This is a genomic window from Methylomonas sp. EFPC1, assembly GCF_016925515.1.
GTDB classification, from domain to species: domain Bacteria; phylum Pseudomonadota; class Gammaproteobacteria; order Methylococcales; family Methylomonadaceae; genus Methylomonas; species Methylomonas defluvii.
Window position 1 is genome coordinate 3906309 of record NZ_CP070494.1, and the last position, 15599, is coordinate 3921907.

The 15599-nt window shown below is 52.5% G+C and carries 17 protein-coding genes; 8 read left to right on the forward strand and 9 right to left on the reverse strand.

Annotated features, from left to right (window positions below):
* Positions 1-28: 28 nt before the first annotated feature.
* Both JWZ98_RS17820 and JWZ98_RS17825 read right to left on the reverse strand, forming a co-directional pair.
* Positions 29-910, reverse strand: coding sequence for a pirin family protein (locus JWZ98_RS17820; RefSeq protein ID WP_205451237.1), 882 nt, complete (start codon positions 908-910; stop codon positions 29-31).
* Positions 911-937: 27 nt separating this feature from the next.
* On the reverse strand, positions 938-1537 hold the full coding sequence (locus JWZ98_RS17825; protein ID WP_205451238.1) for an NAD(P)H-dependent oxidoreductase: 600 nt from the start codon (positions 1535-1537) through the stop codon (positions 938-940).
* Positions 1538-1639: 102 nt separating this feature from the next.
* Between JWZ98_RS17825 and JWZ98_RS17830 the strand changes: the two genes are divergently transcribed.
* Complete coding sequence (locus JWZ98_RS17830; protein WP_205451239.1) at positions 1640-2539, forward strand: LysR family transcriptional regulator; 900 nt, start codon at positions 1640-1642, stop codon at positions 2537-2539.
* A 143-nt stretch (positions 2540-2682) separates the two neighbouring features.
* The gene (locus JWZ98_RS17835) at positions 2683-3327 is read left to right on the forward strand and encodes a hypothetical protein (RefSeq protein ID WP_205451240.1); all 645 of its coding nucleotides are present in this window, start codon (positions 2683-2685) and stop codon (positions 3325-3327) included.
* Positions 3328-3423: 96 nt separating this feature from the next.
* Here JWZ98_RS17835 and JWZ98_RS17840 read toward each other — a convergent pair whose 3' ends face one another.
* From JWZ98_RS17840 to JWZ98_RS17850, 3 genes are all read right to left on the reverse strand, one after another.
* Positions 3424-5016: a SulP family inorganic anion transporter gene (locus JWZ98_RS17840; protein ID WP_205451241.1), complete on the reverse strand. Its 1593-nt coding sequence runs from the start codon at positions 5014-5016 to the stop codon at positions 3424-3426.
* Between the two features lie 30 nt (positions 5017-5046).
* On the reverse strand, positions 5047-5679 hold the full coding sequence (locus JWZ98_RS17845) for a carbonic anhydrase (RefSeq protein ID WP_171694331.1): 633 nt from the start codon (positions 5677-5679) through the stop codon (positions 5047-5049).
* Between the two features lie 264 nt (positions 5680-5943).
* The gene (locus JWZ98_RS17850) at positions 5944-6639 is read right to left on the reverse strand and encodes an SDR family oxidoreductase (protein WP_033158360.1); all 696 of its coding nucleotides are present in this window, start codon (positions 6637-6639) and stop codon (positions 5944-5946) included.
* Positions 6640-6780: 141 nt separating this feature from the next.
* Here JWZ98_RS17850 and JWZ98_RS17855 point away from each other — a divergent pair, with 141 nt between their 5' ends.
* Positions 6781-6981 (forward strand): KTSC domain-containing protein, encoded by a 201-nt coding sequence (locus JWZ98_RS17855; protein WP_033158359.1) that lies wholly within the window; start codon positions 6781-6783, stop codon positions 6979-6981.
* 97 nt (positions 6982-7078) lie between these two features.
* Here JWZ98_RS17855 and JWZ98_RS17860 read toward each other — a convergent pair whose 3' ends face one another.
* Together JWZ98_RS17860 and JWZ98_RS17865 are read right to left on the reverse strand one after the other, a co-directional pair.
* Positions 7079-7963 (reverse strand): inositol monophosphatase, encoded by an 885-nt coding sequence (locus JWZ98_RS17860; protein WP_033158358.1) that lies wholly within the window; start codon positions 7961-7963, stop codon positions 7079-7081.
* Positions 7964-7980: 17 nt separating this feature from the next.
* On the reverse strand, positions 7981-8952 hold the full coding sequence (locus JWZ98_RS17865) for an oxidoreductase family protein (RefSeq protein WP_033158357.1): 972 nt from the start codon (positions 8950-8952) through the stop codon (positions 7981-7983).
* A gap of 144 nt (positions 8953-9096) precedes the next feature.
* Between JWZ98_RS17865 and JWZ98_RS17870 the strand changes: the two genes are divergently transcribed.
* The 4 genes from JWZ98_RS17870 (at position 9097) to JWZ98_RS17885 (ending at position 12651) form a co-directional block, all read left to right on the forward strand.
* Positions 9097-10146 carry a low specificity L-threonine aldolase gene (locus JWZ98_RS17870; RefSeq protein WP_205451242.1) on the forward strand — a complete coding sequence of 350 codons (1050 nt, stop codon included), beginning with the start codon at positions 9097-9099 and terminating at the stop codon, positions 10144-10146.
* A 92-nt stretch (positions 10147-10238) separates the two neighbouring features.
* Positions 10239-12104: a YdbH domain-containing protein gene (locus JWZ98_RS17875; protein WP_205451243.1), complete on the forward strand. Its 1866-nt coding sequence runs from the start codon at positions 10239-10241 to the stop codon at positions 12102-12104.
* Positions 12101-12298, forward strand: a complete 198-nt coding sequence (locus JWZ98_RS17880; protein ID WP_205451244.1) for a YnbE family lipoprotein — start codon at positions 12101-12103, stop codon at positions 12296-12298. The genes JWZ98_RS17875 and JWZ98_RS17880 overlap by 4 nt, the downstream gene beginning before the upstream one ends.
* 11 nt (positions 12299-12309) lie before the next feature.
* Positions 12310-12651 (forward strand): YdbL family protein, encoded by a 342-nt coding sequence (locus JWZ98_RS17885; protein ID WP_171694325.1) that lies wholly within the window; start codon positions 12310-12312, stop codon positions 12649-12651.
* A gap of 575 nt (positions 12652-13226) precedes the next feature.
* Here JWZ98_RS17885 and JWZ98_RS17890 read toward each other — a convergent pair.
* Positions 13227-14000 (reverse strand): hypothetical protein, encoded by a 774-nt coding sequence (locus JWZ98_RS17890; RefSeq protein ID WP_033158353.1) that lies wholly within the window; start codon positions 13998-14000, stop codon positions 13227-13229.
* Positions 14001-14007: 7 nt separating this feature from the next.
* Positions 14008-14889 (reverse strand): Hsp33 family molecular chaperone HslO, encoded by an 882-nt coding sequence (hslO, locus tag JWZ98_RS17895; RefSeq protein ID WP_205451245.1) that lies wholly within the window; start codon positions 14887-14889, stop codon positions 14008-14010.
* A gap of 75 nt (positions 14890-14964) precedes the next feature.
* Here hslO and msrA point away from each other — a divergent pair, with 75 nt between their 5' ends.
* Positions 14965-15597 (forward strand): peptide-methionine (S)-S-oxide reductase MsrA, encoded by a 633-nt coding sequence (gene msrA, locus JWZ98_RS17900; RefSeq protein ID WP_205451246.1) that lies wholly within the window; start codon positions 14965-14967, stop codon positions 15595-15597.
* Positions 15598-15599 lie beyond the last annotated feature (2 nt).

Below are 15599 nucleotides of genomic sequence, written 5' to 3' on the forward strand. Positions count from 1 at the left end.
TACTCCCAAGAAAAGGTTTTGTTTGCTTCTAAGCCGCTACGTTAAAACGACCGGCCTGGTAATCGTCGATGGCTTGTTCGATTTGCTCGCGGGTGTTCATCACAAACGGCCCGTGCTGAGCAATAGGCTCACGCAAGGGTTTGCCGGCCACCAAGATCAAACGACTGCCTTGCTTGGCTTGCAAGATCACCCCATCCGCCACCGTATCGTTGTTCAAAACGCCCATGCGTTGCGCGGAAACCGCCCGCTCGGCCGCCGCCACTTCGCCGCGATAAACATAGAAAAAGGCGTTATGGCCGACGGGTAGCGACTGACTGAAACTGGCGCCAGCCGGTACATGCACGTCCAGAAACAGCGGTTCGGTATCAGGCCGTTGAATCGCGCCCGCTACGCCATGGCTGCTGCCGGCAATTACCCGCACCTTGACGCCGTCCGTGGTGAGCAATTCCGGAATCTGCTCGCTTTGCACGTCTTTATAACCGGCCGGCTGCATCTTCTCGGCCGCCGGCAGATTGATCCATAATTGAAAGCCTTCCAGCAAACCGTCTTTTTGTTCCGGCATTTCCGAGTGAATAATCCCGCGCCCGGCGGTCATCCATTGAATGCCGCCGGTTTCCAGCAAGCCTTGATGACCGGCGTTATCGCTATGCCGCATCCGCCCGGTAACCAAATAAGTCAGGGTTTCGAAGCCGCGATGCGGATGATTGGGAAAGCCGGCGATGTAATCGTTAGGTTTATCGCTGCCGAAAGCATCCAGCATTAAAAACGGGTCGAGACGTTGCTGCAAGGCTTGGCCCAGCACGCGAGTCAATTTCACGCCGGCACCGTCCGACGTCGCATGCCCAACCACGAGTTGTTCGATACCGCGCGACTGCTGTACTACATCGATTTTTACTATTTCTGTGTTCATCGCTAATCTCCCAAATAAGCTTAAAGATCAGGCCGCCAACGCGGCGATTTGCGTAGCGGCGGCTTGCAAGGCCAGCTGCTCGGCATCGCCGCCCATAGCCAAACCTTCCGCATAAATAAAGGTGACATCGGTCATACCCAAAAATCCCAATATCGTCCGCAAATAAGTACTTTGGCTATCGGCCTCGGTGCCGCTGTGTTTGCCGCCGGCGGTCTGGATCACATACACCTGCTTATTTTTCAGCAAGCCTTCCACGCCGTTTTCGGTGTACTGAAACGTCACCCTGGCGCGGGCGATAGCGTCTATCCAGGCTTTCAGTTGCGCCGGGATGCCGAAGTTATACATCGGCGCGGTCAATACCACGACGTCAGCTTGTTGAATCTCGGCGATCAAAGCATCGTCCAGCGCCACCCGTTGCGTTTGTGCCGGGCTGCGCTGCTCGGCGGGCGTGCTCAAGGCGATCAAAGCCGCTTCATCAAGCAACCGATGCGGGGTTTTCGCCAAGTCGCGCACGGTCAATTTTGCGGCCGGCGCCTGCTGCCGTAAGCCGGCAACCAAACTATCGGCCAGGCGACTGGAATAGGCATTTTCGGCGCGGATGCTGGAGTTAATTTGCAGAATGTTCATTTAAGTCTCCCAAAGGTGTTGAAGTTGGGTTGACTATACGCCTGGATAATATTGGGCAGAAGACCGGAAAATGGATAACATTGTTCCACTGGAGGAACAATAATGCAGATAGAACCTAACGACCTGTGGCTATTCGCCAAAATTGCCGATGCCGGCAGTTTTTCCAAAGCCGGCGAATTGCTGGGTTTGCCTAAGTCAACCTTGTCACGGCGCATCAGCAATCTGGAAAAACAACTGGGCGAGCGCTTGCTGCAACGCACCACCCGGCAACTGAATTTGACCGAATTTGGACTGCGCTTGTTACAACACGGCCGGCAGGTCAGCGAGGAAATCGAAGCGGCGATGGCCTTGGCTCAGCATAGGCAAATCCAGCCCAGCGGCGTATTGCGTATCTCGATGCCCAACGACTTCGCCAATCTGTTTTTGGCGCCGCTGCTGGCAGAATTCAGCAACAGCTACCCGGCCATAACCCTGGAAATTGATCTATCCGCGCGACGAGTGGATTTACTCAGCGAGAGTTTCGATCTGGCGATTCGGATGGGTGATTTGCCGGATGATGCGACGTTGACGGCCAAGCGTCTGAATCTGCAAACCTGGGGCTTATATGCTTCCCACGCTTATTTACATAAGCGCGGCACACCTGAGCACCCGGAAGAATTGTTGGAACACGATGCCCTCAGCCTGTTGGCCGGCAATCGGGAAGCGCCGGTCTGGCGCTTGAGCAGAGGCGAACAAGAATGGCTGGGCATGCCGCCGATACGCATCCAAGCCAACTCGCCGGAATTATTGGTCAAACTGGCAATGCAGGATCAAGGCATCGTCGCCGCGCCGGATTCTTACGCCAGCACTTACATGCCTAATCAGGAACTGGTGCGCGTGCTGCCGGAATGGTGTTTGCCGCAAACCACGGCTTGGTTGGTGTTCCCAGGTCGGCGTTTGATGCCGACCAAGACCCGGGTGTTTATCGATTTCTTGGAAACGCATTTAAAAGACTTTGCATGAGACATAATCGGCAACTGGGGAAACGGCAAAACCGCCTAGCCGCATAGCTTATTTGTTTGACTGAAATTACCTGTGCCTATAGAATCGCCGCCGCCTAACGCATGGTTAGGAAGCCTGTCATTTCAACAATTTAAGGAAAATTCATGTTTAGATCTTTGGCTATTTCACGCGGTATCGTTCTGTTAGGCGGCGTGCTGGCGATCAGTTCGGCGCAAGCAACCGTGGTTGCCGGCTCGGATTTTATCAAGACCGCAACGACTCACTACGTCATTGACAGCACCGCAAGTTCGGCAACTTACCAGCCGTCTTTCATAGTGATCGGTACTAATGGTGACGAACCTGCCGAGAATTTCGGACCGTTCAGCGTCTCCGGTTCATTTGACGTCGAACACTATCAAAGTACGGCAAACAGCGAAACCACCAACAGGATTTTGTTTACCAACGCCCATGTCACGCTAAACGGCGCCACCCATAACTTCGATTTTCCCAGCTTTTTTAGCGCGATGACCAGTGATACCGCATTTCAAACCTTGATCGTCCCTGATGTTTGCTCAAGCATTCCTGGCGGCACTTGCGTAACCAATCCCAACCCAAACCCATCGTCTTGGTCCGGAACACTGAATGGTCAATCGATAAGCATTGATGGCTTCGCGGCGGTAGATAACATAAAAGCAGGCTACACCTATCACATAACTGCTGCCGTAGTACCGTTGCCGGGAGCCGTCTGGCTGTTTGCTTCAGCCCTGGGACTGGCCGGCATCACGCAAAGAAAACAGCAAGCGGTTTAATAGTTCGTAAGGCATCGGATCCGCCGAGCGCAAGGCTTTGCATCTTGCTGGATTGATGCAAAGCCCGCGTGTCAAAGATCCTATGAACGTGTCCCGCTAATGCCCCGCCGCAGCCAAGCGGGGCATGAAAACGGCTTCCTGCTCAAGCAATCTAGACTCCAAGGCCAAACCTTGTAATTCCACTTGGATATTGCGATCCGGTGCCGCTTGCAGGAAATCGCTCAGCGTTTCCAGAATATCGTGATCGATAAACAGGGCTTTGCCGCCGTCAATGATCAATTCGCTATCGTCGGCGATACCGGCAAGATAGTTACGAAGCAAGGCTTTGTTTAAAAAAGACACGTCCTTGTGCAGCCTCAGCAAATAGTTGGGCCCATGCTGGGTTAAGGTGATAGCCGCGTGGAAGTTGGCCCGCAACACGAAAAAAATACCGCACACCATGCCAATCGCGATACCTTCCAACAAGTCGGTAAATAAAATCGCGAACACAGTAATCGCAAACGGCACAAATTGATTCAGACCTTTTTGGTAAAACTCCACAAACATGGCCGGCTTCGCCAGCTTGTAACCGGTTTGCAACAAGATTGCCGCCAGACAGGCTAATGGGATCATGTTCAGAAAATGCGCGAAAAACAATACGCTGATCAATAACAGCACGCCGTGGAAAAAGCTGGATACCCGGGTTTGGCCGCCAGCATTGATGTTAGCCGAGCTGCGCACAATCACGGCTGTGATCGGCAAGCCGCCTATCAAACCGCTGAGCAGGTTGCCCAGGCCCTGAGCTTTCAATTCGCGATTGGTCGGCGAAACCCGTTTATGCGGATCGAGCTTATCCACCGCTTCGACGCTTAGCAGGGTCTCCAGGCTAGCGATGATGGCCAGGGTGAGCGCGATGCTGTATATCTTGGGATTGCCGAGATAGCTGAAATCCGGCAAGCGCAACTGGTTAACAAAATTGCTGGTGGAGCCAAGTTCCGGTAAAGACACCAGATACTTGACGCCGATGGACCATTCAGGTGCCGCAGCCAAGGCCCAGGCATTGAAAGACACGCCCCAAATCACCGCCAACAACGGCCCGGGAATCATCCGCAAGGCATTAAATTGTTTGATGAACGCGCTTTCCCAAAAAATCAGGATCAATAAAGCCACGCCAGCCACCAGAGTCGCGCCGGGCGAAATGCCGTGCAGTGAGTGGGTAAACTCGATGAAGCTGGAACCGGCGGTATCCGGCATATAACTCTCGTCCGCCGCGTAGCCCTCATCGTAACCGGTGGCGTGCGGGGTTTGCTTGATGATCAGGATCATACCGATAGCCGCCAACATACCTTTGATCACCGCGGTAGGGAAAAACGCGGCAATCGCCCCGGCCCGAAGGAAACCAAACAGCATTTGGAAAATCCCGGCAAACATCAGGCTCAACAAAAAAGCCTTGTAATTGCCCAAGGTTTCGATGGCGTTGAAAACGATGACCGTCAGGCCAGCCGCGGGGCCGGAGACACTGAGCTGCGAACCGCTGCACAAGGACACAACGATACCGCCGATCATGCCGGCGATAACCCCGGCGAATAAGGGTGCGCCGGACGCCAACGCCACCCCCAAACACAAGGGTAAGGCCACCAGAAATACCACAATGCTGGCCGAAAAATCCTGACGAAAATATTTCAGGTAATCATTAAACTGCATTTTCATAGACGGTCTCCGTGCGGATAACTGGGAGCCTTAATGGGCATATTGGTAGATGTTGTGAATCGGCGACGTGGCGTCGATGTGTATCAATTCATTCAGCAAACCGTCGTGCAAACCGTATACCCAGCCGCGCAAACTGACTTTTTGGCCGGACTTCCAGGCCGATTGCACGATAGAGGTGTGGGCCAGACGTTGCACTTGTTCGATGACATTCCACTCGATCAATTTGTTGAGTTTGCGTTCGGGCTGTAAATTGTCCAGTTCGTCTTGGTGCAAGCGATACACTTCCTTAATGTGCGTCAACCACTTGTTGGCAATCGCCAAATCACCGCGTTGCTGGCGCAAAGCGGCTTCCACGCCACCGCAGCCATAATGGCCGCAGACGATCACATGCTTGACCTTTAAGGCGTTAATCGCGTACTGCAGCACGCTTAAACCGTTAAAATCGGTGGTGATGACTTGATTGGCGATATTGCGGTGCACGAATATTTCGCCGGGTTGGGCATGAACGATGGTATCGACCGGCACGCGGCTGTCGGAACAACCTATCCATAAAAATTCCGGATGTTGCTCCTTGGCCATATTGATGAAGTAATCGGGCTGTTTACCGGTCATGGCTTCTGACCAGGCTTTGTTTTCCAGCAGCAATTTGTTGGGAGTCTGCATAAACCCCTCCTCTTGTGTCGTTGCGATGTAAACGATGCGATTCTTAGGCGTCGCACTTAAGCAACCGATGTATTGGAAGATCGTATCGGCAGCCGAACAAATAATATCGAATCGAAATTTTTATGCAAGCAATAACGTTTCGATTCGATATTTTTATCGCTAATGAGCATTAGCTTGAGGGGGTATACGCACCGCTTATGCAGACCTAAGCAGTGGTTCTGATACTGACTTATTTAAGACGCGAAAACTTAGAAGCCAAAAAGCTTACCAAGGCAATGCCGAGCCATCGTACTTAACAAAGCTGCCGCTATCGGCCAAGCTGAAATTGGCTATCACCTTACGCATGCCAGATACGCTTTCTTCAACGTCAATCAGGCCGTTCGGTCCGCCCATATCGGTTCTGACCCAACCCGGATGCAGAATCAATACGCCGATGGACGAAGGCCGCAAATCGATGGACAGGCTCTTCAATGCCGCATTCAAAGCGGCCTTGCTGGAGCGGTACAGGATGCTGCCGCCGCTGGTATTGTCGGTCATGCTCCCCATCAAGCTGCTCAAGGCCACGATCAAGCGTTTGTCGCCACGCTGCACCTGCGGCAGGAAGGCTTCGGCCAATTTAAGTGGCGCCATCACGTTGACCGCCAGCACGTTTTCCCAGGTTTGATAATCCAGTTGCCCCAAACCGCGACCGGCTTGATCGCCATAAACACCGGCATTATTCAGCAGCACGTCGATTTTGCAGTCGGCTAGTTTGCTTGCCAATGCATCGATTTGATTGAAATCCGCTACATCCAGTGTCTCGATTTGAATGTGCGAGTATTGTTTGGCAAGCGCCGCCAAATGTTCGGCCTGGTCCGGCTTGCGGCAGGCCGCGATGACCTGGTAATCGGCTGCGGCATATTGCCGGCAAAACTCCAGACCCAAGCCGCGATTGGCGCCGGTGATTAAAACAGTTTGCATCGTTATGTCTCCAAACGAGTGATTGAAAAATTAGGGAAGCTATAGTTTTACGCAGTCTTGATAAGTAATTGCCGATTGAACTATTCGTATTTAGCCATGCCTCACCGACACAGTTTTAGCATGAAATTCCCGGAGGCTACTATGCAAATGCAATCAGTTAAATCCAGCACCATCGACGTGATCGGCTACGACGAACAAACCCATAAACTGCGGGTGTCGTTCAAAGACCGGCAAGCTCAGGATTTTTGCCACGTGCCCGAACACCTGTTTGCCGCATTTTTGAAAGCCCGCTCCAAAAACCGATTTTATAAGCGCCACTTCCAGGATTTGTTTCCCTGCTGAAAAAGACCGAACCCACCATCAATACCCGATAGATTCAAAACCTTGCGTCTATCGGGCCTCATTCACTAGCAAGCCATAATACGGGCAACTTGTTCGCTTATCCCTGCCGTAACTGCTGGTAAAGCCCAATTATGCGTTCGACGACAGCCTGATCGGAACCATACAACACGCCGCAATGATTCATAAACGTCGAGCCGTTCGGATTTAATACCAGCACATTACCGCGTATATCGCTGACCGGCGCGCCGGCTTCCTGGAACAAACAGGCGGTGGCCGCGTAATCCCACACGCTACCGCCGCCGTTATCCGGCTTAGGAAATTTGAAATAACACGCCGGCGCCTCAGTCAGCGCTTGGCAGGCATTTAAGGCCGCGCCGCCTTGCAAACGCAGCTTGGCCCCGGCATAGCCCAACTCAACAGCTATGTGCTGCAATGCGGCCTGCGTAGCGTGATACAGCGGATCTTGGGCAAAGCTTTTATCGGTAATGAATGTCACGACTTGCGCAGGCGGTGCCGGCTTAAAAGCGTGTTGGTTTTGCCAAGCGCCTTGGCCTTTGATCGCCCGATAGAGCGTATGAGTTAAGGGATCGTAAACGACGCCAATCAGCGCCTCTCCGGCGCGCGATACCAAGGCGATGGACACCGAATAACCCGGCACGCCTTCGATAAACGGCAAGGTGCCGTCTAAAGGATCGATACACCAGAAATAGTCGTGTTGCAGACGCGCGCCGTCATCTGGACTTTCTTCCGACAATAAGGCCAAATCGTATCTGGCGCAGATCGGCCGCAAGGTTTGCAGAATAATCTCCTGACTCAAATGATCGATTTCCGTCACTACCCGAGCAGCCAGACTGGCGCCGCCGTCTTTGCTGTTTACAACAACCGCAGTATGCGCAGACTTGGCAATCAATTGTCCGGCCTGCATCGCCGCGGAGATGGCACACTGGCCGAGTAAATACAGATCGTCCGTTGACAAGCGCATCGGTTCTCCTGGTAATTTTATAATTGGGCGATGACTTGCCGCGCCAGCCGTTCACTATAGCTGTTGGGGGACCAATAGCCGGGACTCCAGCCTTTTAAAAAGCGGTGAAAATCGGTCCAAGCTACTGGATAAAGTGCCCGCCAATCACGTTCGACCGCATCGGCATCGACGGGTTTTTGTTGACGCCGCAACGCCTGTTGCAAAGCCTGAAAATAAATATCCAGCAATTCGCTCTCTCGGCGTTGACATTCTTCCTGGCCCAAACAGCTATCGATAAAATACGCGACATCCTTGATTCCGCAACCGCCGCCGACATATTGAAAATCCACTGCCGCGACCCGACTGCCGTCCGCCGAAAAACAAAAATTGGCCAATTTGGCATCGCCGTGCACAAAGGTTTGATAAGGCGTATCGCGCAGTTTTTGATCAATCATCGGCGCGGCATTTTTCAAGACAATATCCTGCAAGGCCTCCCATTCGTTGGGCCGGGTTTGCAGATGCCAATAAGTGCCGGTGGGCCACAAACCACTGGGTTTTTCACCGATAAACGTGGCATGGAAATTGGCCAGCCAATTTAAACATGTGCGTATCTCCCGTTCCCCGGCCCGCGAGCGGCGTTGCGGAAACCCCACCGGATGCAGATCTTCCAAGACCATGACTATATCCTCACCGAACATTTCGAAAGCTAAACACGCCGGGACTCGGCAATCCGCATCGCAACGTTTGGCCCAGCTTTGGTACCAGGCCGCCTCTATCTGATAAGAGCGGACTTTGCGCCGATGCGACAGGTCTTCATTGGAACCGGGCGTTTGCAGACTTTGTGCCGACAGTTTTACGTGTTTGACGATCACGCTAGCGCTGTCGCAGCCGCTTAAGCCATAGCGCAAGATATAGCCGTAGCCGCTCCACAGACTTTGAATGGTTTCAAGTTGAAATGCATCATCGGCACCGGTCGCCTGAAGCACGAGATCGCGAATGGTATTTTGCATGGGTGGAGAGTGCCTTAAAAGATTGCTATTTTCCGGGAATACGCCGAACGAAAGCCAGGCTCGCGTGTCGGGTTGCGGTATCGTTGGTATAGTTCATACCGTCGTATAGCCCATACATTAAACATCACCGCCATGATAGCAACCATGAATTTTGCATCCGATAACTGGGCCGGCGCTCATCCGGCCATTTCCCAACGTTTGTTGGCAGCCTCCGCAGGCTTTTCGGCCCCCTATGGCGCCAGCGCGCTGGATCGCAAAATCGAGCAACAGTTTAACGAGCTATTCGAACGGGAAGTCGCCGTCTATTTCGTCAGTACCGGCACAGCCGCCAATTCGCTGGCGCTGGCGGCCGTCAACCGTCCGGGCGGCGTCTCGTTTTGCCATCGAGAAGCACACATGCTGGAAGACGAATGCGGCGCACCGGAGTTTTTCACGCATGGCGCACGCTTAGCACCGGTGGACGGCGACAACGGCAAAATCGATCCGGAAAATCTGAAAGCGGAAATCGAGCGTTTCCCGCCTAATTTTGTGCATGCCGGGCAACCGATGGCCATTTCCATCACTCAGGCCACCGAGATCGGCACGCTTTATCAACCGGAGGAAATTGCCGCGATTGCCGACATTGCCCAAACTTACGGCTTACCCTTGCACATGGACGGCGCGCGCTTTGCCAATGCGCTAGTCTCGCTGGGGTTAACGCCTGCGGAAATGAGCTGGAAGCTAGGAATAGATATTGTGTCTTTCGGCGCCACCAAAAATGGCTGCTGGTGCGCTGAAGCCTTGGTGTTTATGAATCCGGCACAGGCCAAAGATTTACCGTTTATCCGCAAGCGCGCCGCGCAGTTGGTATCTAAAAGCCGATTTATCGCCTGTCAGTTTGAAGCGTATTTAGACGACGGACTTTGGCTGAATCTCGCCTGCCACGCCAACGCGATGGCGTGGCGTTTGCAAAACGGCATTGCCCACTCAAAAAACGCCCGCCTGGCCTGGCATGCAGAAGCCAATGAGGTGTTTGCCGTGCTAGACCAAGCGCACGCGGACCGCTTGCAACAACAAGGGGCGGCGTTTTACCCCTGGAATCCGCCGCGCGCAAACCCTGGCCTGGTAGCCGACCAGGAAGTATTGGTGCGTTTGGTCACCAGTTTTGCGACGCAGGCGGAGCAAGTCGATGCCTTTATCGAGCGTTTGGGCTGAGGGCAGCCGATTTTGCGTGTCTATCGTCCCAAACTCCCAGCTGCCGTGTACTGGTTAGTCACCCAACAGACCGGCTACGGCAGGCTATGAACTTGCCTGCCACCACAAATGCTTTACAGCAGCGCGGCTCATGGCGGCGCAAGATGGCTATTACGCTGCTGATGCTTGGGTTATTTTGCCTGGCCCTATGGTGGCAGCGTTCAGTTCTGCTGGAGTTACTACTGCAACAGGCGCTGAAACAAACCTCGCTAAGCTCACCCTCGCTGTCGGGGCTGTCGTTTGATGCCAAGCAAGCCAAGCTGGCTGAAATCAGCTTCGGCCTCGCCACACCGGCTGGCAACTTATCGGTTGCGATGCAGGATGTTTCAACCGATTACGATCTGGACAAACGAACTATGAACAATGTCAGCATCGGCCACGCCGCGCTGAATTTTAACTACCGCCCTACCGACCAAGCCTCGACACAGACATCGGAAAACACCCCCATCAGTTTACCGCTGGATCGATTGAGCATAGCGAAACTGGAAATAGACATCGACACACCTTGGGGCTTGAGCAGCTTCACCGGTCAAGCGGAGCTTATGCGTAGTGGGGCCGATTCCTTCGAGGCAACGTTTCAGGATGCCCAACAATCCATTCACCTAAAAATAGATCCCGGTTTTAGCGCAGCCAAACTCAAGGTCCAACGGCTACCGAGTGGCAGTATATTCGAACTGAATGCCAAACAACTGGATAGCCCCGCCAAGCAAATCAACCTAAATGCCGGCGCGCTGTCGCTGATCGAGTGGCTTAACAACAGCTTACTGATACCGCAGACTTTGCGAGCAAAAACCCAGTCATACGACTTAGCCAAATTAAGCCCGCTACTAAGCGCCACGCAGCTCAGTGCAAGCGCCAGTACGCCGGACAACTTTGCCACGCTGCAAGCTGAAGCCTTTCTGACAAAAGATAAACAGTCTCTGCTGGCTATGGATTTGTCGATGACGAACAAGCAAACAATCGATATGAACGGCCGCCTGGACATGGCCGCCAGCGAGGCATTCGATTTAATCAAGCCCTGGTTACCGGCCATGGCGGCCAGTTGGACGGTTGCCGGCGGCAAGGCACACGGAAATCTAAAACTGCATCGGCCAAGCAAACAAGATGTTTCCGGAACGGCACAATTGATTATCGCCGATTTGGCCTTGACGGCCGGCGCGGCGAAAATCGAGAACGGCAAGGTGGAACTGAACATTCCGGAGCTGGCGGATCGCGCCTTGGACTTGTCTGCCGAGATACCTACGCTGGGATTAGGTAAAGACTTAATAGCGCAAAATCTTAGTATCAAGGCCCGCTATCTCGATCAGGAACTGACACTAAGCCAAGCCAATCTGGCAATATTCGGCGGCATCATGGAATTGAAACCGGACAAAATACCGCTGGAGCAAACGCCGATACTGCTGACTTTACGACTGCATGACATCGATCTGTCGCAACTTTTAATAAGCCTGCATTATCCGAATATTTCCGGAACCGGCTCAATAGACGGCGAACTACCGTTGCAGTTGTCGGCGGGGGCCATAGATGTGCAAGACGGCAGCCTCAGCGGCACACAGCCGGGTGTGTTACGCTATATGGGACCGGCCGATAGTCAGAATATCGCCTTTAAGGCTCTCAAAAACCTGGTTTACCGGAATCTGCAAGCCAAGGTAAATTATCGCCCAAACGGCGACTATCACCTGGGCTTACGCCTGGAAGGCAATAACCCGGAAGTATTGTCCGGCCATCCGCTGGCGTTTAACCTAAATATCAGCGGCCAGCTACCCGAGTTGCTACAAAAAGGTATTTTAGCCGGCGATTTGGAACGGACCATTCTGGAACAGGCTATCGCCAAACCGGCCGATGCAGGAGCATCGCCCAAGCCCCCAAGCGGGGATCAACCACCCAAACCGCCGCCGGCGGACCGGAGGAATCAATGAACTGGAAAGCTGCAAGCAGCGCGGCCATCTTTTGCGGCAGTATCTACCTGACGGGGTGTTCGCCCTCCGTCAGGTTGGAAGCGCCGGACAAACCGATTGAGATCAATATGAACGTCAAAATCGAACACGAAATCCGTCTGAAAGTGGAAAAAGACGTAGACGAATTGCTTTCCAGCCAAAAAGGCTTGTTTTAAAGGAGCGAGTGATGAATAACAAAAATTTGCTATCAATTTTGGCGCCTTTGTTTCTGGGCTTATATCTGACCGCCCTGCCGGTCAACGCCACCGATCTAGCCCAGGCAAAATCGGCAGGGCTGGTGGGCGAACAAATGAACGGTTTCTTGGGCCTAGTCAAACCCGATGCATCGGCCGAGATAAAAGCCCTGGTTGAAAGCATTAACGCCCAACGCCTGGCGGAATATCAACGCATAGCCGCTAAAAACGGCGTTGCTGTGGAGGAAGTGGGTCGACTGACCGCTCAGAAAGTGATAGGCCAAGCGGCACCGGGACAATTTGTAGAAACGGCTTCCGGCTGGACCCAGCGCTGACAGGCAAGAGCCTATAAGGCAATACTGCACGGTATTCAAACGGCTCGAGATTTAGCCGGCAGCAAAGTAAAAATACCGTCATTTGTTCGCAGTGGCACTAATAAGTCAAATTTAGCTATCTCCCGACCTAAACCTGAACATCACCAGCACCACTCGGGAGAAGTTACCTTGCGATCCCACTTAGTCAAGGCGAGCACAACTCGTTAAAACCGCTGGCTGGACAAGCAATTAGCTCTCTAAAGCGTCAATAATCAGACGATTCGGTCATTCGCTCACGCCGAGGAGAAACCAGGCACAATGCCCACAAAATCAATATGCGACAAATTGTCACACTTTTTTGTGGACAGCAGTATTTTAATCCAATAGAATGCGCCCACTTTCAGCGAAACGCAGATGATTCGAAAGGATCATGACCGTTAAATGAGGGGGGGATAGGCGACCGTTAATCCGGTATAAGAACAACAATAAACGCAAGAAATTAACCTGCCGTACAACGGTAGGCGTCCAATCAATATAAAAAATAACACCGGACGAAGCCCACTTTATGTGGGCTTTTTTATGCCTGCCGTTCTAGCTCACATACCCGCCACTTTTTTATCGTCTTCTTCCTGAAAATTCCTGTAATTGATCGATATTTTTAAGCCGGCAAAGCGGCCGGACATCTTGATCAATTCGGAGGTGGTTTTATCGAACATCAACCTGACTTCGCTCAAAGCTCTGTCCTCGTAACCTTCTTCGATATCCTTGGCATCCAGCCGAAAATGGTAAAGATACACTTCCTGTTTTTCTTCATCGGTGATTTCCAGCGGCTCGCCCAATTGTTTGATCACCGTGGCTTTTTTTGGCAGCAGCGCGGCGATTTTCTCCATTTGATCAGCCTTCGCTCTTAACTGTTTTTTCTCTTCGTTGATTTCCGCACCGCCCAGCGAACGAAATGAAGCCTCCAAAAACTCCGGCGGAGCGATTTGTAAGAATAGGTTGGAGAAAGTCCAGTCAGTGATTTTATCTTCCTTGTTAAAGGCCAGATCCAGATAAAAACTGATTTCCGGCGCAATCAGCTTGCTGTCTTTGTCGATCTTACGAAACCAATAGCGCCAGCGTTTGCCGTCCCCGGTATGCTCTTCGCTACTGGCATGCAACTTAGCCAGCGACACAAAATCTTCGCTGAGCAGTTTGGGTTGCTTAAAATGCACGGTGAAATCTTCTTTAGATGTCACCGCAAAATAACGATCAAACTCGTCCATTTGCAAATAAGTCTGGTAGGCGTGCAACCAGTGCAAACAACCTGTCATGCTGCTGAGTAATACAAAAGCCAGAGACAGGCGAAAAAAGCGGTTAATTTTAGTCATAGCCCCCTCAGTGCCGGGTAGGCGAGTGATTATCAGTTTCGGCTGCCGGATTGGTCAGCAGGTTCTCCACATCAACCTTGTCAAAGTGGTATTGCGCTCCGCAAAATTGGCAATCGACTTCGATGTCGTCGCGTTCCTGCAAAATCGCCTCCAACTCTGACCGCCCCAATGCGACTAAAGTGCCGCCGATTTTTTGCCGGGAGCAATTGCATTTAAATTCCACCGGTTCCGGGTCGTAAATCCTGACCTTTTCTTGATGAAATAAACGGTGCAATAAGTCCTCGCAATCCAGACTCAACAGTTCGTCGGCGGTAACGGTATTCGCCAATATTTCGATGCGTTCCCAGTCGGCTTTGTTCTGATTGCTACTCGGTAACTCCTGGATGAACAGGCCGGCCGCATGGGTTTGATTAGCAAACAGCCACAAACGGGTATCGAGTTGCTCGGACTGGGTGAAATAGGTTCTCAACACATCCGCCAGCGTTTCCGCCTCCACACCGACGATGCCTTGATACGGTTCGGCATTCTCCGATTCCACGGTCAATACCAGCCGGCCGCCCTCACCTAGCATGTCCAGCAAATTTGCGCCGGCAACAGTGGCCTCACTGCGCACCAAGCCTCTGATTTGCCGTTCGTTGCTGGATTGCGCTACCAGGGCTTTCAGATCGCCGCCGCCCTGAATCTGCATGATCATCGCGCCTTTAAACTTGATGGTTGCCGACAACAACACCACCGCCGCCAAGGCTTGTCCCATTTGCGCATCGACGGCATCATTGACTAAATGTTGATATTGTTTGGCTTGCTGCCAACTTTGTTCCAGCCGCACCCATTCGCCACGAACTCCGTGTTCCTCGAAAATAAAGCGGCGTAAGCAATCTTGTTGTTTCATGATTTAGTGGAATCCTCTTGAATAAGCGGAGATTATAATCCGCACACCCTCATCATTCGACCTCGGGATGCACTCATGTCTTTTCTATTCAAAAAAACCGCCATGCCCAGCGCCGACCAAGCCTTACCGGGACGTCAGCAAGCCATAGACAGCGGCCTATTTCACGCCGTCAACGGCCATCCTATCCATCCGCCGTTTCCGGCGCATCTGCGACAAGCCGTGTTCGGCATGGGTTGTTTCTGGGGCGCCGAGCGTAAATTCTGGCAACAAGCCGGCGTATTCACAACCGCAGTGGGCTATGCTGGCGGCTTTACGCCCAACCCGACTTATCAGGAAATTTGCACCGGCATGACCGGCCACGCCGAAGTGGTGTTGGTGGTGTTCGATCCAGCCGTCATTACTTATGAAGATTTACTGGCAATATTTTGGGAATCGCACAATCCAACGCAAGGCATGCGCCAAGGCAACGATGTCGGCACCCAATACCGGTCAGTTATTTACTGCCAGGACGACCAATATCAAGCAGCCTTGGCAAGCCAACAACAATACCAAGCGAAATTAACAGCCGCCGGCTTTCCAGCAATCACCACCGAAATCCGCAATGCTCCGACTTTTTATTATGCCGAGGAAGATCATCAACAGTATCTGGCTAAAAACCCGTCCGGTTACTGTGGCTTGGGCGGCCTGGGTGTCTGTTTTTCCATATAGCC